This is a genomic window from Caballeronia sordidicola, from assembly GCF_000729995.1.
GTDB lineage: Bacteria > Pseudomonadota > Gammaproteobacteria > Burkholderiales > Burkholderiaceae > Caballeronia > Caballeronia sordidicola_A.
In genome coordinates, this window is the sequence record NZ_JNFG01000027.1 from 1 (window position 1) to 21,766 (window position 21,766).

A 21,766-nucleotide genomic window follows, 5' to 3' on the forward strand; every position below is an offset into this window, starting at 1 on the left:
GTAGCAACGAGAATACGAACGGCCTGCTACGTCAGTACTTCCCTAAAGGCACACGCCTGGATGGTTATTCACAAGCCGAGTTGAACAAGGTCGCCGCACTTCTGAATGGAAGACCACGTAAAACCCTCGACTTTATGACGCCCGCCGATAAACTTGCAGAAGTTATAGGTGTTGCGACCACCAGTTGAATCCGCCCGTGCCGCCACGCACAGTGGCTAATGGCGATAAAGAAAATAGCTCACTCAAGCAGACCACTAACACCGAAAGCAGCAACCCGGCATAGACCCCGACCACTAACCCTGGAATCTAGCACCGGGACATCAACTCCGACCGCTAACCCTCAAACCCCCACCGACCAAACCCCGTCCGCCGGCGCGAGCATTAATCAGGACTCCACGTCTTCCAGACTAAACAATTCAGTCTGGTCGTTATAAGAAAACACCTCACCATACCGCCCCCAGTTGATCACAGAATCGAGCGTGTCCTCCGCGGCCCCATCGGTGAGAAAATCCTCCAACTCCTGTTCGAAACGCACCCTCGGAGCCCGATGTCCCGGCCGCTCATTCAGCACCTTCTTGATCCGCGCAGCCAACGGCACGTGTTTCAACAGATGCTCGGCGAACATCATCTTGCGTTCATGAGTCCCCAGGTCGGCGAACACATGAGCTGACGGTGTCAGGTAGATATCCCCTTCGCGCAATTCAGCAAACCCCAAATGCTGCAACATTTCCGCGATCGGGAACAGGTCATCCACTTCCAGGTGCAGCGAACGCGCGATCACCGGCATATCAGCGCGCCCGTTGTAAGGAGCTACTGCGAGCGTCTCAATCAGACCGGCCAGCAAGTTAGTTGACACATGCGGCAACCGGCTGCCGAACTCGAGCGTCTGCTTGGTCGCCTCACCGGATTGCCGCGCGGTCATCTTGGCGTAGATCTCATCGACGAGCGATCTGAACGCAGGATCCAGGCGATTGCGAGGGTGCTTGAACGGCACCTGGATCTCGGCGATCACCCGGCCGGGATTCGACGACAACACCATGATCCGGTCGCACATGAACACCGCTTCTTCAATGTTGTGCGTCACGATCAGTACCGACTTGATCGGCATCTTGCCTTGCGTCCAGAGGTCGAGCAGGTCGGTACGCAAGTTCTCGGCCGTCAGCACGTCGAGCGCGGAGAAGGGCTCGTCCATCAGCAACAACGTCGGGTCGACGACCAGCGCGCGCGCAAAACCCACACGCTGGCGCATGCCGCCTGACAACTCGCGCGGATACGCGTTCTCGAAACCGTCCAGCCCGATCAGATCGATTGCTGCAAGCGCTCGCGCGCGTCGAGGCGCAGCACCCACTCCCTGCGCCTCCAGTCCCGCTTCCACGTTCTGGAGCACTGTCAGCCACGGGAACAGCGCGAAGGTCTGGAACACCATTGCCACGCCATCGGCGGGACCTTCGAGCGGCTTGCCTTTATAGGTGACGTCGCCGGTGGTCGGCTCGATCAAGCCCGCGATGATACGCAGCAAAGTTGACTTGCCCGAGCCGGAGCGGCCGAGCAATCCGACGATCTCGCCCTCGCGCAAGGAGAGGTTGACGTCGTCGAGCACGAGCAGGTCGCCCTGGGTCTTCTTGAAGCCCCGGCAGACACCCTTGATGTTCAGGATCTCCTGAGTAGCACGGGGAGCAGGGCTCGTCGGCGTCACGGGGGACACCACGTTGAAGTCTGAATTTGGCATGGAGATGGATCCTCAATCGACTCGAAGCCTGGCTTCGGCAAAGGTGAACATGGGGCGCCACAGCAGGCGGTTGAAAAGCGTGACGAACAACGACATGACGGCGATGCCCAGGATGATCTTCGGATAGTCGCCCGCAGCGGTGGTCTGCGCGATGTAAGCGCCGAGGCCATGCGCTGCCACCTTGGTGTCGCCCCACTGCACGAACTCAGCGACAATACTGGCGTTCCATGCGCCGCCCGAAGCGGTGATCGCACCTGTCACGTAGTAGGGGAAAATGCCCGGCAGCATGGCCTGGCGCCACCATTGCCAGCCGCGAATGCGAAAGTTGGTGGCCACCTCGCGGTAGTCATTCGGGTAAGCCGTTGCGCCCGCGATCACGTTGAACAGGATGTACCACTGCGTGCCGAGCACGATGAGCGGCGACAACCAGATATCCGGGTTCAGGTGAAAGCGGACAATCACGATCACGAAGATGGGGAACAAAAGGTTCGCCGGAAAGGCTGCCAGGAATTGCGCGATCGGCTGCACTTTCTCGGCAAGCGCGGGACGCAATCCGATTATCACGCCGAGCGGGACCCAGATCACCGACGAGATCGCGATCAGGATCATTACCCGCAGCAACGTGATCAGGCCGAGAACGAACACGTGGCCGACTTCACCGAGATCCACACCGGTGCGGACGTAGCTGACCACGCGCCACACCACATAAAGTGTGACCGCAATGACCACGACGCTCCAGACGATGTCGCCGACACGCGACGGCGTCTTGCGCTTCGTCATACGCAAATTCGCGCGATCGAACGAGGGCAGCCGTAGCGGGACGCGTGCAGCGGTGGCGAAGACCCAGCCGGCCGGCACGAGCAAGCGGTGAATCAGATGCGTGCGTCGAACCAGGCCGAGCACCCACGACTCCGGGGCAACACCGGAACTGGTTGTTTCCATGCGGAACTTGTCGGCCCACGCAACGAGCGGACGAAACAGCAACTGGTCGTAGCCGAGGATCACGATTGTCATCGTAAGAATGACCCAGCCCACCGCGCCCATGTTCTTTTCGGTGATCGCCTGCGCGAGGTATGCGCCTATGCCCGGCAGCGTGATCGTATTGTTGCCGACCGTGATTGCCTCGGAGGCAACCACGAAGAACCAGCCGCCCGACATCGACATCATCATGTTCCAGATGAGGCCCGGCATCGAGAAGGGGACTTCCAGTTTCCAGAATCGCTGCCACGCGGTCAGGTGGAAGCTGCGAGCGACTTCCTCCAGGTCCCGTGGGGTCGTGCGCAACGACTGGTAGAAGCTGAACGTCATGTTCCACGCCTGGCTCGTGAAGATCGCGAAGATCGCCGCGCATTCGGCACCCGCCACGCGTGTCGGAAACAGCGCGATGAAGAACGTGACCGTGAACGAGATATACCCCAGGACCGGAACCGATTGCAGGATGTCCAGGATCGGTACCAGTACCTTTTCCGCACGACGGCTCTTGGCCGCGAGGGTGCCGTAGATGAGCGTGAAGACCAGCGAGGCGATCATGGCGGCGAGCATCCGCAATGTTGTGCGCAGCGCGTATTCAGGCAGGTTCGACGGTGCGAGCGAGATCGCCTGGGCTTTAAGCGTGGCGATCGGCGCCATGGTCTGATGGAAGCCGATAGCCGCCATCGCAATCAGGCAGATGATCAGGGGGAACGCGACGAAGTCCCATCGATTAGGCAAGAGCCGCCAGGCAGACGCGTTAGCCGTGCGGTTCAGGTTGAATCCGAAGTCCATATATTCTCCGAACAGCTATGCTTGAAAACATGACGGCGTGCCCTTCGAGCTTCGAGCCTTGAATGCCACCATGCAGTGATTCACCGATGCAGATCTACGAACGCAATGGCATGCGGCCAAGCCGCGATAAACCCTGAACTGTAAGCTTTAATCGTTAAAGAATGCGGCTAAGCGAAAGCGTGCGCGCGACGGGTCCGGGCATGATTGGTCCGGGTAATTTCGACCGTTCTTTCTGGACGGCCCGACACTACTACAAACCGTGTTTCAGGCACAACCTCGGAGGCGTAACTTGTCCATTTTTGCCGGGCAGCCTGAGGTTATAACGGTCGTCCACCGAAGATCACGCGGTTGTTGGCGCCGCAGCGGCGTGGCTGGAGCCAGGTCAGCATCTGCTTAATGTCGGTGCGTATGAAGGTGCTTGTCGGCTGTTTGAAGGCTGAGACGCAATGGAAGTATTTCGTTTCCCTTACGGAACCTGGAGGAGGGGTTGGACGCGGTTTCGCCGTGGCGTCACGGTAAGGGACGCCTGGGCTTTACTCAGGGCATGGCGTGGTTCCATGCCGTGTCGATCTGAAAAAGTTAGTAATGCTGTATTTTATGGGGGCCTTCATTTCAATCGTCGAGGCATAAAAAAACCGCGCTGGTTCCCACCACAAGCGGTAGAAACCAGCGCGGTGAAGCGGGGATGTTCCTCCTGCGATCAGGCGCTCATGTGCAGATCGCCGTTGACGCCTGCGGGGAAGAAACCGCCTTGCGTGACCGCCGCACTGTTCAGGTAGACGATGTTCAGCACATTCGGGTAATTGCGGCTGAACGCGAGGCCGTTGGAATCGAGCGGCACGATGTTCGAACTGCCTGCCGTTGCTCCGGCAATGCCCTGGTCGTCGTTACCCACGTTGTCGAGCGCGTTGCGTGCATTGGAGATGGCGCCGGCCGCTGCAATGAGCCCGAGCGACGGAGTGGCAATGCCTTTTGCATACAGCACCGTGCGTACAAGACCGGCGTGATACGCCTCTGCTGCGAGAATGCCGGCGGCAGCTTCCAGATAGGTCTTGTTCGTGATCAGCGGCGCCGCGCCTTTATAGGCCGTCACCCCCACGTCTTCAAAAATGAAGGCGGCGAGCAGGAAGGTTTCGTCGTTCAGGTAAGGGTCGAAGGCGGTGCCCGCGGGCACCAGCCCGGCCGCCTGCGCCGCTTTGGAGAACGCGCCGGTTGGACTCTGGTACCCAACGTCGAGGGCCGGCATGGCCACCGCCGACGCACCGAGCGCCGTGCGCAGGAACGTGACATGTTCGAGTTCGTCTTTGGCGATCTCGTTTGCATAGGCCTGGACCACGGGGTCGGAGAAGGTCACTGCATGGCCAGGGATAACCGTTCCCGCCGTGCCCGCACCACTCATCAGGCTGGCCGGAAGACCCGCGCCGGTAGTCGCATACGCATAGAAGGTTGCTTCGAGATATTCGAGGTTGAGGGCGAAGTTAAGTATTTCTGGATCTGTCGGGCCACTACTTTGCGCCGATGCACCCGAGGAGCCCCCGCCGCATGCGCCGAGGATCGTGCCGCCGATCAGTCCCAGACCGACGCCGCCTGCGCTCCTGAAGAACTGCCTGCGTTTTGCCAGCTTGCCGGCGCGCTGCACGAGTACATCCATGACCTTTGAGTCTTCCGACATGATATCTCCTTGAACCGTTCTGTGAACTAACCAATACGGCGACTGCGCCCGATGAAAGCCAGAGACGGAAAAGCAGCGGACAGCAGACGACGAGGCGCCAGGCGGACTGCCTGTGTCAAACACGAATCGCGAACTCGTGACGAAGCCCGACGCGGAGCAGCAGGGCTGGTCCGACGCCTCTCATGTCACGTATGGGTGGATACGCATGTCGACCGCAAGACGGATGCGCATGCGATCAAAAATATTTCGAGTGCTTACCAATGGAAGACTGCGAAACTTTTTAGATGGTCGTTTTGACGCGCTGTGAAAAAATGATCCGGCATTCAATACCGATGCTGAGCCACATGAGGCATGTGGCGTTGCAACCGGATAGGGGATCGATGCGAGAAAGTGCTGGCGCTTATCGCGAGAAAAAGCTCAGGCCCGCACCCAGGACGCCGGCCGCGGAGACGACAGCGGCAATGCCGCACACAAGCCATAGGTAGACACCGCGGGGCCGGTGCTGAGGCGGCAGCGCGGTCAGGCTGAGCGCAATCAGCAAGCCCACCACCAGGGGCAGCATCAGCGCGTTGACAACCTGCGCGGCAACGTTCAGCGAAATGAGGTTGGGCGCCAGCCACACGACGCTCGCGCTGCCAACGACCGAGGCCACATACACCCCGTAGAACCATGGCGCACTCGCCGGTCCGCCTTCAAGTGAGCGCTTGTATCCCGCCACTTCACCCAGCCCCCACGCAAGCGACAGCGAGCAGACAATGGCCGCTACCATCGATGCCCCAAGGACACCCGCGCTAAACAGAAATCGTCCGGCGCGCGGTCCTACGGCCATGGTGAGGACATCGCTGATTTCACCCACGCTTTGAAAAGCGTGCTGCTGACCGTCTCTCGACAGCGTTGCAGCAACGGCGACAAGTACCGCTGCTGTGAGCAACTGCGTGAGAACCGCACCGGCGGCAGTTTCGATCCGGGCGGCGGAATAGTCCTGGGCGCCCATCTTTTTATCGGCGATCGCGGCCTGCTGGTAGAAGATCATCCAGGGATTGAAGGTCGCGCCAATCAATGCAGCCGCGAGATAACCGTAATGATGATTGGAGAGCGGAAGCTGCGTCATCTGCCGAAACATGCCGGGGATGTCCGGGTGGGCATGCCATGCGACCGCGAAGAATGACAGTTCAAAAGCGCCAATGACGATGGCGAACTTGTCCACGCGTTTGTGCGAACCGGTGAACACTATGCCGACCAGGAACGCTGCAGCGAGCGGTAACGTGACGGACCGCGCGACGCCAAACATTTCTCCTATGCCGGCGACCCCTGTGAACTCGGTCACCAGCGAGCCGAGCACGGCAACGCCTAACCCGACTGCCGAGACCCATGCCCAACCAGGACCGAAGTTCGCGCGAACCAGCTCGCCATGACCCATCCCGGTAAAGATGCCGAGGCGCACGGTGAGTTCCTGGACCATATAAAGCAGGGGGATCAGCGCGAGCAGAACCAGCAGTAGCTGAGGGCCCCATTGCGCGCCGCTCTGCGCCGCTGTCACCACGTTGCCAGCGTCGCAGTCGGCGAGCATGACGAGCAGGCCCGGTCCCCACAGGGTGAGCCAACGCAGACTGGGTGAAACCTTCGGTTTGAGCAGCGAGGAACCAGTCATGCGTTTTGAAAGGATGCGATGAGTGTAGGGGGTGACCGATTGTATCGAGATTTCGGTCTTCCCAAGCCGGCACGTCCTTCAGCGGTCCTGGTTCATAACTGAGCTTCAGATACGCCTGACGAACGCGGCGATCGCGGCATCGAGCATGGCGGGGCACTGACGGTGCGGAGAATGTCCGCAAGCCGGCAGCTTGACGAGCTGTGCGTGCGGCACATGCGACGCAATGGCGTCGATCTGCGCCATTGTCGCGTACTCGTCGTCATGTCCTTGTACGGCGAGCAGAGGGCCGCGGATTGAAGACAGCAGGTCCGTGATGTTCCAGCGCCTGAATTCGGGATTCAGCCAGATATCGTTCCACCCGTAGAAGGCGGAATCGACATCGGCGTGATAACGCGACAACCGGGCCCGGAAATCGCCTTGCGTGTATAGAGTGGTTGCTTCGGAGATCGCCTTGACTGATACATCCTCAACGAACACATGCGGCGCAATCGCGATCACGCCAGCCAGTGCGTCTGGGAAAGCCGCGGCATAAAGCAACGCGATGGAACCGCCGTCGCTGTGGCCGATGACCCACATCCGGGCACGTTCGGCGCTGTCCATGCCAAGGAAGTCGAGCAATGCGGGCAGCACGTCATGAGCCTGCCGGTGCATGAAATCGACCGGCCATTTCACATCGGCTGCACGCGGGGTCGAGCCGCCATAACCCGGTCGCGAATAGACCAGGCCACGGAACGCGAGTTGCTCGCACAGCTTTTGCGGCCAGTCCTTCCACATGGAAATGGAGCCGAGCCCTTCGTGCAAGAAGACGGCGACAGGCGCATCGGGCTGGCCGGCATTCAACCATTGATACTCGAGACGGAGCGATTCACGGTCGTCCGTTGCGGGCAGATCCGCCAGATGGATTACAGAGGTGTGTGGTACTGATCGGTCCATGACTTGAAGCCTGACAAGGAAGGGGAACGCTCAGGCGTCGAGAGCCGGTTCGCGCAATTTGAACCTCTGGATCTTACCAGTCGCGGTTTTCGGCAGGTCTTCAGCGAACAGGATCTCGCGCGGGTGTTTGTGAGGCGCCATCCTGGCCTTGACGAAGGCCTTTAGTTCGACGGCGAGTTCGTCCGTGGCCGCTACGCCCTCCGCGGTCCAGGACAGGTTCGCATGCGTATGGACGGCGCCTTTAGGTTTGCCCGTCGAACCTGACGAACACAACCTGAAAGCATCCTCGGGCTCAACGCCCCGACACAGGCGGGAACCACGCTGTTTCCGAACTTGTCGGGGGCGCCGGTCCTGGCCACGAGCGTCAGCACGATCGGCGCGGGCGCGAGCTACAGGTATGGACGCAGCCTCACGCGGCTGCTCTTCACCGATACCCACTTTCGCATAGCCCGAGACAGCGGTTCGATGCCGACCTACGAGATCAACGAGGTCTTTCAGTTGACCCCTGCGACGACCTTGATGGGCGGCTACTGGTACAGCAAGCTTGGCGAGCAGAAGTTTCAGAACGGGACGTTACTGCTTGACTATGCACTGTCCAAGCGCACGGACGTCTACACCAGCGCTACCTGCTTGCGGGTATCGGGGGGAGCCGCGCCGGTGTTTCTCGGCGGCGGCTCGGCACCCGTGTTTTCCAACGGGGTGTATGTCGGCTCGGGAGATTCGTCGACGGCAATCCGGATCGGCATGCGCACGAGGTTCTGAAGCCGACGCGTTTAAACGTTGCAGCAAAAGCTGCTTTAAAGAAGGGGCTTTCACCGCATCGATGATTCTCGATCAACGAAGGCCCCTGATTCTGCCGGGGGTCAGTCGGCCGGCCGTTTGTCGGCGAGCGCGCGCTTGCATTCATCGAGCACGCGCAACACCAACTCTGATTGATAGTTGAGGTCGTCGCTGTCGAGAATCTCCTCCACGGCATCACGGGCCCAGTCGGCATCCACGAGTTCCGAGTGGCGCTGGGCGAGATCGGCTGCAATGGCTGAGAGCTTCGCGATGGCGAGCCATTCAGCTTGGCGCTTATGCCGGTCCAGCCACTTGTGAGCTGCCTGCACGTGAAAAGCCGCATTGGGCCAGGAGCCGTTCAGATAATAGGCGCCGAGGCTCCCGCAGGTAAGCCAGCAGAGCAATTCCACGCGGTCGGTCGGGCTGAGATTGTGGCGTACATCGTTCATGGCGGAGCTCACGAAGATGATTGACGTGTGCCGGACGTTCTGATTCCGGCATGAAAACGATAGCACGCCACGGTGCAATGCGGAATCCTCCATTTTCACCGTGCGTTCGCGGGCGAACAAGCGCGGCAAAGATCTTGGCAGAGGCACCCGGGCGCGCTGTGCAGCGCCCCTCCGGCGCCTTTTGCGCTGCGATGCCGGACAGGGTGTTTGAGCGGCGCGCATTCGTCGACGGACGGACGGGTTCGCCTGCGCCTTCACTCACGGCCGTACCTCTCCTTTCCTGCCTACGTAACGTGCGTAACGTAACCTACGTAACGTTACGCACGGCGACACGCACACGCCACCGGCCTCGTGGCCGACGCTTCAGGAAGCCATCGCCGCAGTGATTTCTCCATAAGACGACTGCAGCCGGTCGATCCTTTCCCGCAGATCGTCGAGCCGGTAGGTGGCTTTGTTAGCCAGTTCCCGCACGCTTTCCAGTAAATGCTCGCACAAGGCGGAATGCTGGGCCGCCATTAAATCGAACATCGATGCTTCCGGCCCTTCCGATTGACCCGATGCCGCCGTGACGTGAACCGGACGCGCCCCTCTCTGGGCCGTCCTCAACCGTTCTGTCACTGCGGCGAATTTTTCGACCGGGCCAATGGCCGTGCGAATGGAGGCATCGACTTCATCGAGCGCGGCTTTCAGGTCGAGCGCGTTCTCTTCTATCGACAGGGTGAGTCCTTCCACCTTTTGCTGCGTCATGTAACCCCGCCTGACGAGCGTTCCACTTGCATTGACAATTGCAGCTGTTATTGCCGATACCGCCACGCGCTCCGTCTCAACACGGCTTTTGAGGTCGGTGCATTCTGCAATGACCTCATGGAAGGCACTCAGGTGCGTTTCGATCACTGGAGTAGTTAGCATAGTGATAATCAGGGGTGGACAAAGATAACTGTTTCGATTCGATGCAAAGAGCATTAAGCGTGCCAATCATGAAAGCGACTGGTTCGATGAATCGTTGCGAAGGTGGACGTTATCGCGCGCAGGCAGACAGGAGAAGGAAACAATGTGTCTGAATGGATCCCATTCTGGACGTTTCGGTCGATCTTGCCTGTTCGAAGAAGATAATTCACATAGAAACGTGAAAGTTACCGACCCGCCTAGCAAAAACATTTACTGCGTCGAAATAGATTTTTGACTCGTTGCAGCTTTTAACTGTTCTACGCTCATGGTCAGAGGTGCATTTTAATAATCGTCATTTCGGGTTCGAGAAGAGGAACCGGTATTTCTAGTTTCAAAATTTGTAAATTATTCGCAGGTCCAATGAAAATTTTCCAAAAGAGAAGCTGTTAATTGTTTGCATGTATATCTCGCTCGTTCGATGGACGTTGTTTCTGAATGGCGCAGAGAATCAAATCCGTAGTTCGTTGCAAATTTTGACGCATCTTGGGAAATGGTGCAGGGATCGCTGTTGGTGGCACGGCGCCTTGCTGCGCTGGCTGGAGCGGGTGGTGTTAATTGGAAAAGGCCGCACGAGGCGGCCTTCATGAATTTTAACGTGTGGCTATATACATCGCGATTTCACGGCCCAAATGGATTATTAGCCCATATATTGGGTAAAAATCGGCATAAGCCATTGCATGGATCGTCCTCTCGTGTGGTGAACCGCATGAAAAACCAGCAATTAAAGATTGAAATTTGAAACAATGCCATGAATTGATATGTAGCATGAAAATTTGATTTAAAACATCAGACAATCAATGTGTTTTGTTCATTTCAAAAATTACAGCCTCAGCGAAGAAGAACTGCTCGAGACACATGCTGGAGAATCAGCTTTCGGACTGTGCGGGCGTGCGAGTACTTATCGATGAATGCCGCAGATCGTCCAGTCCAGGTTCGACGCGCCGGACCAATCTGCTTTATCTTGCTCAACTCGGTGGCCACCGCCGGTGACCTGAGGGTTATCCATGAGAACTCTCCAAATGCTTACGTGACCAAGGTGAATTGGGCAACGATCGTTCTCTTGCGGTTTAACCCGCCCGGGCTCTACTGCCTTCCACCCGATCCAACTCACCCAAGGAGCGGAAAATCAGCTACTCAAGCATGTACCGGGTGAACCGATGACGCCGCGCGTGCGTGCAATCTGGCGCCTCGCGATGTTGTTCGTGCGCGAAAGCCGCAAAAAGTCCGCGGCCGACGCCCCGATTCATCGTGTCCTGCGCTCGTTCAGCGCCGGCGTGCGTAGCCGCGGCGCGACCAGTCTGGCGCAGCGGGTGCCGGTGTTGCAGAACCTCTCAGGTGTGCTGACCATGACATCGGGCCTGCTGGCGCAACATCCGGGGTTGGCCGAGACGGCGGTGCGTGTCGCGCTCGCCGAATTGGACAGCCTCAAGGCGCCGCTGAAAGACGCGTCGCTGCGCCGGGCGCTGGAGATCGCGCTGCCGCCGGGACGCTCTGCCGCGTTGATCGATGTGGACGCCGAGCCTGAACGCTGTGGAATAGCGCAGCAGACGCATCGTGCGCTGATCACCCTCGACATGCCCCCCGCATCCACCCAAGCAAAACCGCCGGTAGCGGTGCGCGTCACGTTGATCCGTACCGATACACGCACCGAACTGGTGCAAGACCTGGATGTGGCGAACTCGGCGGCGCGTTTGGCCGGCCGGTTTTCACGTGAGGTTCGCAAGCAGAACGTGGGCGCGCTGATCGCACGTTTGACGGAGTCGATTACCGGCATGCTCGATTTGCGCCAGCGCGCTGCGGATCAAAGTTTCCTCCGCTACCGGTTGCGCGAGGTGAACAAGGACTCGCGCGTCGTCGTGCCCGAAGTGCTCTGGGATTTTTGCAGCGACACGGTGCTCGTCACGCGCTTCGTGCGCAGCGTGCCGCTTTCGGACGCCCAGGCGCTGCGCGCCCGCGGCCTGGACCCGACCCAATTGATTGCCACATGGATCGAGGTTTTTTTCGAGACTGCGCTCGGCGAAGGCGTGTTCCACGCCGGTCTGGAAGCGGCGGGCGCCGCGGTCAGCATTGAGCCGGACAGCCTTGGGTCGCTCGTGCTTGATGGAGATTCGCCGCTCACGTTTTTTGCCGAGCACGAGCGCAGTTTTCTCGTGGCCGGCTCGCACGCGTTGTTGCACGGCGATCACAAGGCGGCGGCGCGTGAACACATGCGACATGGCCGGCCCGACGAACACGAGGAGCAGCATTCGGTGCGTGTGGAAGCGACGTATCGGCGGGAGGCGGAGCGTTTTGCCGGCGATGCCCATCGACATCGGACAGCCGCCGATCTGTTCACGGCACTGGGCAAAGGACCGCTGGAGCACGCATTCGGCGACGCACACACGGGCATTGCGTCCCGGGCGGCGTTGCTCGCGCGCTCGGCGCAGAGCATCGAGGAAATGGCGCGGCGGATTGCTCCGGATATCGACGTGTGGCCGATCGCGCGCCGGGTGATCATGCGTCTGGCGCTGGATCAATTCAGCTCGCATGGCCTCGTGGCGCAACTGGCGAAGGAAGCCGTGCACTGGCCGCACGCGCTGCCGCGCGTGCCGAATCTGCTGGCGGCCTGGGTGACACGGCAGAATCGCCGGAACGCGGATTCGCGGTCCGCGAGGTAGCTGCGCTTTAATGTGCCGGTCGCGCGGAGCTGGAAAAAAGACCTGGAAAGCGCGACAAGGAACGTCGGTTGCTCGATTGATGGAACCTCAAACCATCAGGACAGGAGCACACAATGACCACGACGCAACCGACCACAACACAACGCGACCTCGATAACAGCAAACCGCTTGGCGACTCCGGCAGCGGCGCGAGCGGCGGCGGCTCCGGCGGCAATCTGCCGGGCGGGGCGGCAACAGGCGGTGACGCGCGCCAAGGCGTGAGGCCCGCCGACGCGCCGCTGTCATCGAACTCGAAAGCTGAACCCGGTGAGCCTGACGACCGGGATCTCACGCAGCATCCGAAACAGACTGCCGAAGTCCCGTTGGGCAGCGGTAATACGCCCGAAGCGAGTGGTCGCGGCGGGTTCGGGTCACACAGTTCGGAGCCGGAAGGAGTATCGAAGCCGCGGTCGGTGGATCCGATGCCCGCGACTGACGACAGGGACCATAAGCCACGATAAGCCGTCGAAATATTCGAGTAGCGGGAGCCGCGCCCGTTTTATGCAAAACGGGTCATGGCATGTCGCCTGGCGACGGTGAAATGATGCTGCGGGCGCCAAGGTCGTCCGGGGCAGCATCGTTCGCTGTGCGCGACGACGTCGGCGCGTGGTTCGTGCTGCACGAATCGACTGAATCCTGTGCGATGCAACGCTGAAACGCGTCGGCCACGGCGCTGTCCGAAAACGTATAAACCGTATGGTCGACTAGAAATTCTGTGTCAGAGAGACGGCTTGCGGTGATTGTCATTGGGTTTTCCTATCAAATTTACATCATGTAAGGTATCACCTACCGCCCCGATCCGTGAAGCCCGGCTGAAAACGAGCCGATCAGGACCCAAAAAAACTGGCCGCACTTTTCAGCAGGGCCAGCCGGTTTTCGCACAACTTCTCACACAACCCGTGGCACCCAATTTACCGTTGCCTTGCCCAGATCGCGCCGAGCACGAATCCGATTGCACCAGCTACGAGCACGCCATTGATTGGCTTTGCGATGACCGCCTCACGGACGTTGTCGATGGTTTCGCCGTAGTTAAGCTGAATCTTGCCGAGCACCTGGCGCGCCTTGCCTTCAGCCTGCGTCGCCGTGTCGCCGGTCAAACCGCCGACCGCATCCTGCACCTTGCCCACGACGGTTTGCGCCGCGCCTTCTACCTGATCCTGCACCATGGTGCCTCCCGTTCTAGTTGAAGCGGTTTATCGAAGAATCCGGCTCACCGGAAGCGTTTGGTTCAGCAGGGATCGTGCCCAAGCGCCGGGCCTCCCTTACGCGGGCCGCCCTCAAGCCGTGCCGATCAGGCGGGCGGTAATTTCGACGAGCTGATCGATGGAAAGCGGCTTCCGGTGGAATTCAAGGTGCGGATGCGTGACCGCCGGGGTGCGCGCGGCGGCGCTCGAGAGCACGACGGGAATCTGCGCGAGGGTGTCGTCGGCGGCGAGTGCGTGACATAACGCGACGCCGTCCATGGTGGGCATCATCCAGTCCGTGATGATCAGGTCGGGAGGATTGGCACGCGCTGACTCAAGCGCCAACAAGCCGTTTGACGCCGTGCTGACCTCGTATCCTTCCATCTGGAGCACAAGCCGCCAGGTGGTCAGCAGGTCAAATTCATCGTCTACGACGAGGATTTTTTTCATGTCCGCGTGCCGGTGTCCGGGTCGGACAGCGTGAGCGGGATCGTGCCGCGCGCCGATAACAAAGTGGTCGCGCCGATGAAACCGTCCGTGAGATGCAAGCCGTTTTCATCGATGACGAAGCGGCGGATGGACGGATCGTGGGCGCTTTCGCGTTGCTTGACGACGGAGACGATCCGGTACAGCGACGTGGTTGTCTCCACGTAGCGCATCAATACGATGTTTTCCGTCATTGCCGACGCGCGGATCGAACCCCCATGCGCCATGTCGGCATAAAGCGGCAGCTCCTCGGTGAGCAGCGTCGTGATGCTTTCCTGGCGCAGCCGGTGCGTCAATGCGTTCAGGAACAGCCCGAAACGCTCCACGCGGTTCGCCGAGTCGCGGAACCCTTGAATCCCGTCCACCACCAGCCGCGACGCACCCGTGCGCTTGACCACCGAAATCAGCTCGGCCGCAAGTTCGTCGATGGCGAGCTCCACCGCCGGCCGCCACTCGACGATCAGGCGACCGTCGGCGACTGCTTCGGCAAGATGAATCGACACGGATTCTGCCTTGGCGACCAGCCGCTCCGGCGACTCGTAAAAACCGAAATACACGCAGCATTCGCCATTAGCTACGCCGGCCTCGAGGAATTTCAGTGACAGCAGCGTCTTGCCGATTCCCGATGGCCCGATCAGTGTCGTGGTCGAGCCTTTCACCACGCCGCCGCCGAGCATGGCGTCGAAGTCGGGAAGGCCAAACGCCAGCTTTGACTTCAGGTCCGGCGCCCCTTCAAGCAGCTTCGAGCGCGCTTCCAGGCGTGGGAAAGTGACAAGGCCGTCGGCGGTGATCTTGAAGAAATGGCGTCCCAGCAGATGATCGCGGCCGCGCAGTTTATGCACTTCGATTTCCCGCGCGCGCCGCATGCCGGTGGCGAAACGGTTGAGTTCGACGAGGCCGTCCACGAGCGTGTGTTCCGGATGCGGCTCGTTGCCCGAGAGCGGCGCGAGGATCAGCGTGGTGCAGCCCGCAGCCGATACAAACGCACTCAATTCGTGGATGAACTGCGACAACTCCAGCTCGGTGGAACTGAATTCGCGGGCGCTGCGAAAACCGTCGATCACCATGAAACGCGGACGGCTTGTCTTGATGGTCGACGCGATCAACGCGAGGAAACCGTTCAGGCCGTCGCGCATCAGTTCGTGGTAGCCGGAGACGAACAGCATCTTGTCCGAGATCGCGTCGGCGTTATAGAACGACAGCCCTTTCAGATGCGACAGGAGCTTGGAATGCGACTCCGCGATCAGGGTGATGTACAGCACCGGGTCACCCTCGGCCACGCGATGAAAACCGATCTGCGTGGACAGGATGGTCTTGCCCGCCCCTGCCATGCCTTCTATCAGATACAAGCCGCCCTTGATCAGGCCGCCGCCGAGTATGTCGTCAAGGCCGGGCACGCCGGTTGTTACGGTGCTCGGGTCAGAATCGGTGCGGCTGGATGATGTGGCTTGGTCGGTCATGGAGATCTCGTGTCGTCGCCCGGCTCGTACGTATGTCGTGCAGACGCGGATTATCGCCGAGATGGCGAGCGATACCGGTATTTGTAAATTTTGATGGCGGCGTCGATTAAACCCGGCGATTAAATCGACTGGAAACGCGAGATAGGGGCTTGATCCGGGACCGCGCCGCATCGGCCCTGCCGCATCAGCCTGATCGCGCGCACTTTTCGCGCCCGGTCGCGTTGTCGACGAACGAGGCGCTTGGCACAATGCTGGGCACTACGCGTGTCATCATCCAGGCCGTACCGCTTTAGCTTGTCAAACACCACTCAACTCGCCCGTCATGCTGCGCGCCCTTGCTACCTTGTTGTTATTCCAGTGTTTCGGAGAAGGCCTTTCGATGGGCTTGCATGTGCCCGTTCCCGGCCCTGTGATTGGTTTGTTGCTGCTGTTCGGCTACCTACTGATGAGACCGTCTGCCGTCGATTCAATCGAGCCTACCGCGCTCGAGCTGCTCCGGCATTTGTCCTTGCTGTTCGTGCCCGCGGGCGTCGGCATCATGGCTGCCGCCGGCAAGGTGCGCGGCGAAGGGATCGGGATCGCGGTTGCGCTGGTGGTGAGCACGACACTGGCAATTGCCGTCACCGCGCTTGTCACGCGGGCGCTGATGCGGCGCCAGCTGCGCCGGGCACACGTGAATACGCCTTCATGACTATGAGGACCACGCCATGACACAACTCGGCGCCCTTTGGGTCTACCTCGCCGCGACACCGCTGCTCGGTTTGACCATGACGCTGTTCGCGTACCTGATCGCACAAGGCATCTACGCTCGCGCCAGGTTCAACCCGCTCGCGAACCCCGTGTTGATTGCGGTGGCGCTGGTCGTTGCCGTGCTGAGCATGACGCACACGGCGTATCAGATCTATTTTCAGGGCGCCCAGTTCGTCCATTTCCTGCTCGGACCCGCGACTGTCGCGCTCGCCTTGCCGCTCTATCGTCAACTGCCGAAGCTGCGTCGCGCCGCCGTGCCGCTGGCCGGCGGCCTGATCGCCGGATCGTTGACGGCGATTGTGTCCGCGACCGCCGTTGCGATGTTATTCGGCGTGTCGCGCGTGACGGTGATATCGCTCGCGCCCAAGTCCGCGACCACGCCGATCGCGATGGCTATAGCCGAGCGGCTGGGTGGCCTGCCGTCGCTGACCGCCGTGCTGGTGATTTGCACCGGCGTGTTCGGGGCGGTATCGGCGCGTACGATCCTCAATGTTTTACGTATCGAAGAGCCCGAGGTGCGAGGGTTCGCGTTAGGCGTGGCGTCGCATGGCATAGGGACGGCGCGCGCTTTTCAGGTCAGCGACGAAATGGGCGCATTCGCCGGCCTCGGCATGGGCTTGAACGGCTTGTTCACCGCATTCGTGGTGCCGGTCTTGTTGCCGATGATTTTGCGCTGGATCAACTGACTCGCAAAGAATTGAAACGATAGTCGCAATCCAGGAGAAATTCGGAACTCGCCCATGGTCCGGGCGGCACGCTGATGGTCTCATGCTGGTTGGTTGCGAGCGCTGTTATTGGCGCACGCAAGTCCCACAACTGGTTCACGCCTGTCACGAGTACGCGGTTCAATGATCATTCGCGCGCAGGCATTTTTTTGCGGCGAGTCCTTCTCATGTCCTTGCATGTTCGTTCAGTTTTCTTCATCACCGGCCTGATTGCGTTGGGCGGTTTGTTGCAGGTCTCGCCGAGCCAGGCTGCGACCTCCGTCGACCCGGGTATCTACTCCAACGCGCCGTTCGCTTTCAAGGCGGATCGCGGCATCTTTTCCGGTGTGCCGACACCACCCGTTGATGGGCGCATCTTCTCGCCTATCGACATGCCGGGCGACCCGCATGCCCCGAAGCGCGTTCAGGATCACGTGCGCTTGCGTCACGATCTGTAAAGAACGGCAGGCGTCTCGATGCACTGTGTCGGTGAAGCGGCCAATCAATCCGCAATCAGCCGTTGCACGAATCGCTGCATAAATTGTTTCAAACCGTGGAGTGTTTTCAGGCGATGGTGAGACTATAAAAAGCCTCCTCACGCATTTTCCGCTTTGGCTTTTCTATCTGCCATAATTCCGGTGCTTTCGCATTCTTAATTGCGTTCAACCCGGAAATTCCATGAACTCCAACAATACAACGAGAGGCGGGGCACTGGTCTTGGCATGGTTCGTCCTGTGCGGCGCAGCGTGTGCCGCCGGGCCCACAGCGCCCATGCAAGGCAGTGCCCCGGCAGCCAATGCACTCGGGGACTCGAGCGCGCGCCGCAGTCTCCTGACCAACGGCGCAGCCGACGAACCGCAGGCATCAGTAAATGGCAACGTCGCGGAACTGCAGCAAATGATTCACGATGGAAGGGTAAAGGAATTGCGCACCACGTATAACGGCAGCTATGGCGCGAGCTTGCTGTTTTACCCCGATGAAATGACGTTTTATATTGCATTGTTTCAGCAAAAGAAATTCTGGCGCGTGGTCAAGACTCAAGTGGATTCGAAAGCGGAAACGATTTACGAGGACTTTGCCAAGAACAGCGCCGCGCTCGCCGATACCGAGATCCGCCGCACCAAGCTCGAAGCCGAGAAGAGCTTTGCTGACCGGCTGATCGCGGTCCAGCAAGGGCGCGCGAATCGTCTGCAGGCCGACCTCGATGTCGCGCGGGCGCAGCAAAGCCAGGTCGCCGACCGGCAGGCGGAGCAGCAGGAAGCGATCCGTTCGCTGCGCGCGGAACAGGATGCCGCACAAGCGCAACTGCGTGCGTTGCAAACCAAGGTGCAGGATCTTCAACGCCAGTCGGATGTCGACCTGATGCCGTTGCCGAAGTAAAGCGCGCTTTACGGATCCGGGATCCGGCTTTCCGATATTGCCTTTCCCGCCTGCGCATCGATCGCGCTTAGTGCATTTCGAAGTGTGAAAAAACGGCCGCATTCGCGGCCGTTTTTTATTTCCCGCACGGTAATGGCGCCGCAAATGTTTTCTGATTATTCACGTTTATCGGCTGTTTCAAAAATTGCTCGAAAGTGTTTCGCTAATTAGGAATTATCCAGTTAGGAATGCTAGTTTTTGCGTGCTAACATGCCGCGCGATTTCGGATTCCAGATCATTTTCAAGATCCGGATCGAAGGCTTGAGGCGAATAAGGTGGCTGTGAAAATCGGGTAACTGTCTGATGGCCCATCCAGTACGCATTTGTCTCGATATCTCAGTCACACGTCAATTTAAGAATGGTAAACAAGATGTCCAATAAACTAATCGCTGCAGGTCTGTTGTCAATCGGCGCACTCGCTGGCTGCTCTACGGCTTCGGGTCCGACTTTCAACGCCAACGAGATCCAGACGTCCAATGGCGCGCAGGTTTATCGCGTGGAATGTCACGGTTTGTTCGAAGGCGTGGCGGCCTGCGTGAAGCAGGCCCAGAAGATTTGCGGCGACAAGCCCGCATACAAGCTTGAAACCATGGAACGCCTTCGCGCACAGTCGGAAGATCCGGCCGATCCGCGTGTCCTGACGTTCCAGTGCGGCGCGCCCGCTCAACCTGAAGTTGCCCCGGCCCCGGTGCCGGCTCCGGTCCCGCAAGCCGCGCCGGAAATGCCCCGCCAGATCGATTTGAGCGGCGACGCTAACTTCGCTACCGACAGCGCCACGCTGACGCCGAAAGCGAGCGACACGCTCGACGAATTCGTATCCGCTGCCCAAGGCGTGACGTTGCGCCAGGTCGCAGTGGCGGGCTACACGGATTCGACGGGTTCGGCAACGCACAACCGGCAGTTGTCGCAACGCCGTGCTGAATCGGTGATGCAGTATTTGAAGAGCCATGGCCTGCATTCGCAAAACTACACGGCGCAAGGGTTTGGCGCAGCGAATCCGGTCGCATCGAACTCGACCGTCGCTGGCCGCGCCAAGAATCGCCGCGTGGAAATTCGCGTCAGCACGCAGCAATAATCGGTGTAGCAGGTTCAACACTCCGGGCGCCGTTGCCAGGCATCCAGAAGCGTAAAACCCCCGCAGGCGCGTAGCGCCTGCGGGGGTTTTTTTATGCACGTACGTTCAGAACAGCGTGAGTTGCGCGCGTCCTGGACCGCCTTCAAGCGTCAGCAGATGTTGCTTGCGCTCCACGCCGCCCGCGTAGCCGGTCAGTTCGCCATCTGCGCCTATCACGCGATGACACGGCACGATGATCCCCACGGGATTGCGCCCGTTCGCGCCGCCCACGGCACGCGACGCGCCTGCGGCCACACCCATCCGGCGCGCGAGATCGCCGTAGGTCCAGGAGGTGCCGAACGGGATCTCTTGCAACGCCGCCCATACACGTTGCTGGAACTCGGTGCCATTGAGCCGCAGCGGTACGGAAAACACGCTGCGCTCACCGGCGAAGTACTCGGCGATCTGTTCCATCGCCGTCATGATTGCGCGTGACTTCGGTGGACCCGTATCGATGAGACCGGCCGGAAAGTGCTTCTGGCCGACGAAGAACAATCCCGTCAGGCAGTCGTCCTCCGCGCGATACGCAAGATGGCCCAGCGGACTTGGTGCAATGTGGCATTCAATCAAATTACGTCTCCAGCCAATTTTTTAACGCTCAGATGAACGGATTATCCGTCTTGCCCGCTGGCTTCAGCGGTTCACGGCGAGTTTCACGGGTAGGCTTGCGTCATTCTGCAAGGCATCGACGATAGCGTTTATCGCACTTTTTTGCAGCGCCAGCGCCGTGGTCAAACCGGTCTTGTCCCGTACATTTCCAGGTCGCCGGAAATGGAGATGCGCGCGGCGTCGTTGGCGATCACGAGCGCGTCGCCGTTGATGTTGATGTTGAGTGTATCGGTATCGTTGGCAAATGGCTTAAAGACCTTTCAGTCCTTCAAGCAGCGAGCATCTTGCCATGCTCGCTGCTCGAATTTCGCAGTCGCTTTTGAGTGGTTGTAAATAATTAACTACTCTTTTACCGAGGCGATCAGGGAATTTCAGGGGCGAGTAAGCGAGAGGCGACTCCTAGGCTGGACACTTCATCAGTGTTGGAGATTCAATGGCGTGCGCAGTGCACTCCCCAAGACAGGAAATGCGCGATGAACCGTTACTCCGGCCTCAAGCGCCGAAACGTAGCTCGCGGCGTGCCCCAACAAACCCTGGGAGCTCTTCTTGCCCTGCAAGCGGTGGGCCTTTCCAGCGGCTATTTCAATGGCTAGCGCATTGTCGTAGCGAGCATGGCCAGCGCGTACGCCCAAACTTATACCTTGCGCTATCGCCTTGCGGGACTACATTTAATCAACATCCGGCAAGACCACACGGAGTGAGACGAGCGGCGAAAACGCGTACTGGGTCTCTCGCAGTGACATAAAAAGGAGATGCCAAATGGCAGAGATAGACAAGGAAGACGTTGTTGCGGTGCTGAACCGGATTCTCGAATCCGAGTTGGCCGGCGTCGTTCGATACACACACTATTCGTTTCTTATTTTCGGATTCGGACGTATTCCGATCAGATCCTGGCTGCGCGAGCAGGCCGATGAATCGCTGTTGCACGCACAGCAGGTCGGAGAATGGATCACCACTCTGGGCGCCTATCCGTCGCTTGCGATCGGTCCCCTCCTGGACTCGCACACATTCGATATCTCTTCGATCCTCCGCGACTCGCTGCAAGCCGAGAACCTCGCGCTGGGGCTTTATCGCGAACTGCTCGCGCGGGTCGAGGACCGCTCCGTTGCGCTCGAGGAGTTCGCCCGTCAGATGATCCATATTGAAGAGATGCACGCGGGCGAAGTCGACAAGATGCTGCGTCGCCCTGGTGAAATGACGACGTCGGCCTGAGGGCACGCGGCCCGACGGTGATTAAACTGAATATGGCGGCATCTCGGGGAAGCCTCTTAGCCGACACAGCTGTAACCGGCATCGTTGTTCTGTAGCCCGCTGCGGTCTTCGCGAGCGGCGGCGCTCCGCGATGCGGGACTGCCCCTTGTCGAGCCGAAAGCGACCTATGGCTCGGCGCGACTTCAACGCCAGCTTCAGAGATGCAA

23 protein-coding genes are annotated in these 21,766 nt (G+C 59.6%); 10 read left to right on the forward strand and 13 right to left on the reverse strand.

The window, feature by feature from the left end; genetic code table 11:
• On the forward strand, positions 1-188 hold a 188-nt coding region (locus tag FH08_RS0124255), incomplete at its 5' end, for a hypothetical protein (protein ID WP_031358769.1).
• 197 nt (positions 189-385) lie between these two features.
• On the opposite strand, the gene FH08_RS0124260 is transcribed toward FH08_RS0124255, so the two are convergent.
• From FH08_RS0124260 to FH08_RS54025, 6 genes are all read right to left on the reverse strand, one after another.
• On the reverse strand, positions 386-1,729 hold the full coding sequence (locus tag FH08_RS0124260; protein ID WP_031360851.1) for an AAA-associated domain-containing protein: 1,344 nt from the start codon (positions 1,727-1,729) through the stop codon (positions 386-388).
• Positions 1,730-1,741: 12 nt separating this feature from the next.
• Positions 1,742-3,493, reverse strand: a complete 1,752-nt coding sequence (locus tag FH08_RS0124265; RefSeq protein ID WP_031360852.1) for an ABC transporter permease — start codon at positions 3,491-3,493, stop codon at positions 1,742-1,744.
• 700 nt (positions 3,494-4,193) lie between these two features.
• Complete coding sequence (locus tag FH08_RS0124270) at positions 4,194-5,165, reverse strand: ferritin-like domain-containing protein (RefSeq protein WP_031360853.1); 972 nt, start codon at positions 5,163-5,165, stop codon at positions 4,194-4,196.
• Positions 5,166-5,565: 400 nt separating this feature from the next.
• Positions 5,566-6,816: an NRAMP family divalent metal transporter gene (locus tag FH08_RS0124275; protein ID WP_031360854.1), complete on the reverse strand. Its 1,251-nt coding sequence runs from the start codon at positions 6,814-6,816 to the stop codon at positions 5,566-5,568.
• Positions 6,817-6,921: 105 nt separating this feature from the next.
• Positions 6,922-7,749, reverse strand: a complete 828-nt coding sequence (locus FH08_RS0124280) for an alpha/beta fold hydrolase (RefSeq protein WP_031360855.1) — start codon at positions 7,747-7,749, stop codon at positions 6,922-6,924.
• Positions 7,750-7,779: 30 nt separating this feature from the next.
• Positions 7,780-8,187 (reverse strand): AMP-binding protein, encoded by a 408-nt coding sequence (locus tag FH08_RS54025; protein ID WP_075583371.1) that lies wholly within the window; start codon positions 8,185-8,187, stop codon positions 7,780-7,782.
• Here FH08_RS54025 and FH08_RS0124290 point away from each other — a divergent pair.
• Entirely contained in the window at positions 8,083-8,511 is a 429-nt protein-coding gene (locus tag FH08_RS0124290; protein ID WP_031360857.1) for a hypothetical protein, read from the forward strand. The genes FH08_RS54025 and FH08_RS0124290 overlap by 105 nt on opposite strands.
• Before the next feature lie 101 nt (positions 8,512-8,612).
• Here the strand turns inward: FH08_RS0124290 and FH08_RS0124295 are convergent, their stop codons facing one another.
• Both FH08_RS0124295 and FH08_RS0124300 read right to left on the reverse strand, forming a co-directional pair.
• On the reverse strand, positions 8,613-8,978 hold the full coding sequence (locus tag FH08_RS0124295; RefSeq protein WP_031360858.1) for a hypothetical protein: 366 nt from the start codon (positions 8,976-8,978) through the stop codon (positions 8,613-8,615).
• Positions 8,979-9,341: 363 nt separating this feature from the next.
• Positions 9,342-9,887 (reverse strand): hypothetical protein, encoded by a 546-nt coding sequence (locus FH08_RS0124300; RefSeq protein ID WP_031360859.1) that lies wholly within the window; start codon positions 9,885-9,887, stop codon positions 9,342-9,344.
• A 1,196-nt stretch (positions 9,888-11,083) separates the two neighbouring features.
• Here FH08_RS0124300 and FH08_RS0124305 point away from each other — a divergent pair.
• Positions 11,084-12,583 carry an AarF/UbiB family protein gene (locus FH08_RS0124305; RefSeq protein ID WP_035567052.1) on the forward strand — a complete coding sequence of 500 codons (1,500 nt, stop codon included), beginning with the start codon at positions 11,084-11,086 and terminating at the stop codon, positions 12,581-12,583.
• A 113-nt stretch (positions 12,584-12,696) separates the two neighbouring features.
• Positions 12,697-13,083, forward strand: coding sequence for a hypothetical protein (locus FH08_RS0124310; protein WP_051888477.1), 387 nt, complete (start codon positions 12,697-12,699; stop codon positions 13,081-13,083).
• Between the two features lie 52 nt (positions 13,084-13,135).
• Here the strand turns inward: FH08_RS0124310 and FH08_RS0124315 are convergent, their stop codons facing one another.
• From FH08_RS0124315 to FH08_RS0124330, 4 genes are all read right to left on the reverse strand, one after another.
• Positions 13,136-13,369: a hypothetical protein gene (locus tag FH08_RS0124315; RefSeq protein ID WP_031360862.1), complete on the reverse strand. Its 234-nt coding sequence runs from the start codon at positions 13,367-13,369 to the stop codon at positions 13,136-13,138.
• Positions 13,370-13,533: 164 nt separating this feature from the next.
• A complete protein-coding gene (locus FH08_RS0124320; protein ID WP_031360863.1) occupies positions 13,534-13,788 on the reverse strand; it encodes a CsbD family protein in 255 nt (84 codons plus the stop codon).
• 111 nt (positions 13,789-13,899) lie between these two features.
• Positions 13,900-14,256, reverse strand: a complete 357-nt coding sequence (locus FH08_RS0124325; protein ID WP_031360864.1) for a response regulator — start codon at positions 14,254-14,256, stop codon at positions 13,900-13,902.
• Complete coding sequence (locus FH08_RS0124330; RefSeq protein ID WP_051888478.1) at positions 14,253-15,752, reverse strand: ATPase domain-containing protein; 1,500 nt, start codon at positions 15,750-15,752, stop codon at positions 14,253-14,255. Before FH08_RS0124330 ends, FH08_RS0124325 begins: the two co-directional genes overlap by 4 nt.
• Positions 15,753-16,074: 322 nt before the next feature.
• Here FH08_RS0124330 and FH08_RS0124340 point away from each other — a divergent pair, with 322 nt between their 5' ends.
• From FH08_RS0124340 to FH08_RS0124360, 5 genes are all read left to right on the forward strand, one after another.
• The gene (locus FH08_RS0124340) at positions 16,075-16,443 is read left to right on the forward strand and encodes a CidA/LrgA family protein (RefSeq protein ID WP_031360866.1); all 369 of its coding nucleotides are present in this window, start codon (positions 16,075-16,077) and stop codon (positions 16,441-16,443) included.
• Between the two features lie 16 nt (positions 16,444-16,459).
• Positions 16,460-17,188 (forward strand): LrgB family protein, encoded by a 729-nt coding sequence (locus FH08_RS0124345; RefSeq protein ID WP_031360867.1) that lies wholly within the window; start codon positions 16,460-16,462, stop codon positions 17,186-17,188.
• 206 nt (positions 17,189-17,394) lie between these two features.
• Positions 17,395-17,664, forward strand: a complete 270-nt coding sequence (locus tag FH08_RS0124350; protein ID WP_152602905.1) for a hypothetical protein — start codon at positions 17,395-17,397, stop codon at positions 17,662-17,664.
• Between the two features lie 220 nt (positions 17,665-17,884).
• Positions 17,885-18,586 (forward strand): DUF2968 domain-containing protein, encoded by a 702-nt coding sequence (locus FH08_RS0124355; protein ID WP_051888479.1) that lies wholly within the window; start codon positions 17,885-17,887, stop codon positions 18,584-18,586.
• 409 nt (positions 18,587-18,995) lie between these two features.
• Positions 18,996-19,700, forward strand: a complete 705-nt coding sequence (locus tag FH08_RS0124360) for an OmpA family protein (protein WP_031360870.1) — start codon at positions 18,996-18,998, stop codon at positions 19,698-19,700.
• Positions 19,701-19,805: 105 nt separating this feature from the next.
• On the opposite strand, the gene FH08_RS0124365 is transcribed toward FH08_RS0124360, so the two are convergent.
• Positions 19,806-20,309, reverse strand: coding sequence for a methylated-DNA--[protein]-cysteine S-methyltransferase (locus FH08_RS0124365; RefSeq protein WP_031360871.1), 504 nt, complete (start codon positions 20,307-20,309; stop codon positions 19,806-19,808).
• Positions 20,310-21,107: 798 nt separating this feature from the next.
• Here FH08_RS0124365 and FH08_RS0124385 point away from each other — a divergent pair.
• Positions 21,108-21,560, forward strand: coding sequence for a ferritin-like domain-containing protein (locus FH08_RS0124385; RefSeq protein ID WP_031360872.1), 453 nt, complete (start codon positions 21,108-21,110; stop codon positions 21,558-21,560).
• Positions 21,561-21,766 lie beyond the last annotated feature (206 nt).

Coding starts and splice junctions, on each gene's coding strand:
- FH08_RS0124260 (WP_031360851.1), bottom strand. CDS start 1,729: ATGCCAAATTCAGACTTCAACGTGGTGTCCCCCGTGACGCCGACGAGC.
- FH08_RS0124265 (WP_031360852.1), bottom strand. CDS start 3,493: ATGGACTTCGGATTCAACCTGAACCGCACGGCTAACGCGTCTGCCTGG.
- FH08_RS0124270 (WP_031360853.1), bottom strand. CDS start 5,165: ATGTCGGAAGACTCAAAGGTCATGGATGTACTCGTGCAGCGCGCCGGC.
- FH08_RS0124275 (WP_031360854.1), bottom strand. CDS start 6,816: ATGACTGGTTCCTCGCTGCTCAAACCGAAGGTTTCACCCAGTCTGCGT.
- FH08_RS0124280 (WP_031360855.1), bottom strand. CDS start 7,749: ATGGACCGATCAGTACCACACACCTCTGTAATCCATCTGGCGGATCTG.
- FH08_RS0124295 (WP_031360858.1), bottom strand. CDS start 8,978: ATGAACGATGTACGCCACAATCTCAGCCCGACCGACCGCGTGGAATTG.
- FH08_RS0124300 (WP_031360859.1), bottom strand. CDS start 9,887: ATGCTAACTACTCCAGTGATCGAAACGCACCTGAGTGCCTTCCATGAG.
- FH08_RS0124305 (WP_035567052.1), top strand. CDS start 11,084: ATGACGCCGCGCGTGCGTGCAATCTGGCGCCTCGCGATGTTGTTCGTG.
- FH08_RS0124310 (WP_051888477.1), top strand. CDS start 12,697: ATGACCACGACGCAACCGACCACAACACAACGCGACCTCGATAACAGC.
- FH08_RS0124315 (WP_031360862.1), bottom strand. CDS start 13,369: ATGACAATCACCGCAAGCCGTCTCTCTGACACAGAATTTCTAGTCGAC.
- FH08_RS0124320 (WP_031360863.1), bottom strand. CDS start 13,788: ATGGTGCAGGATCAGGTAGAAGGCGCGGCGCAAACCGTCGTGGGCAAG.
- FH08_RS0124325 (WP_031360864.1), bottom strand. CDS start 14,256: ATGAAAAAAATCCTCGTCGTAGACGATGAATTTGACCTGCTGACCACC.
- FH08_RS0124330 (WP_051888478.1), bottom strand. CDS start 15,752: ATGACCGACCAAGCCACATCATCCAGCCGCACCGATTCTGACCCGAGC.
- FH08_RS0124340 (WP_031360866.1), top strand. CDS start 16,075: ATGCTGCGCGCCCTTGCTACCTTGTTGTTATTCCAGTGTTTCGGAGAA.
- FH08_RS0124345 (WP_031360867.1), top strand. CDS start 16,460: ATGACACAACTCGGCGCCCTTTGGGTCTACCTCGCCGCGACACCGCTG.
- FH08_RS0124350 (WP_152602905.1), top strand. CDS start 17,395: ATGTCCTTGCATGTTCGTTCAGTTTTCTTCATCACCGGCCTGATTGCG.
- FH08_RS0124355 (WP_051888479.1), top strand. CDS start 17,885: ATGAACTCCAACAATACAACGAGAGGCGGGGCACTGGTCTTGGCATGG.
- FH08_RS0124360 (WP_031360870.1), top strand. CDS start 18,996: ATGTCCAATAAACTAATCGCTGCAGGTCTGTTGTCAATCGGCGCACTC.
- FH08_RS0124385 (WP_031360872.1), top strand. CDS start 21,108: ATGGCAGAGATAGACAAGGAAGACGTTGTTGCGGTGCTGAACCGGATT.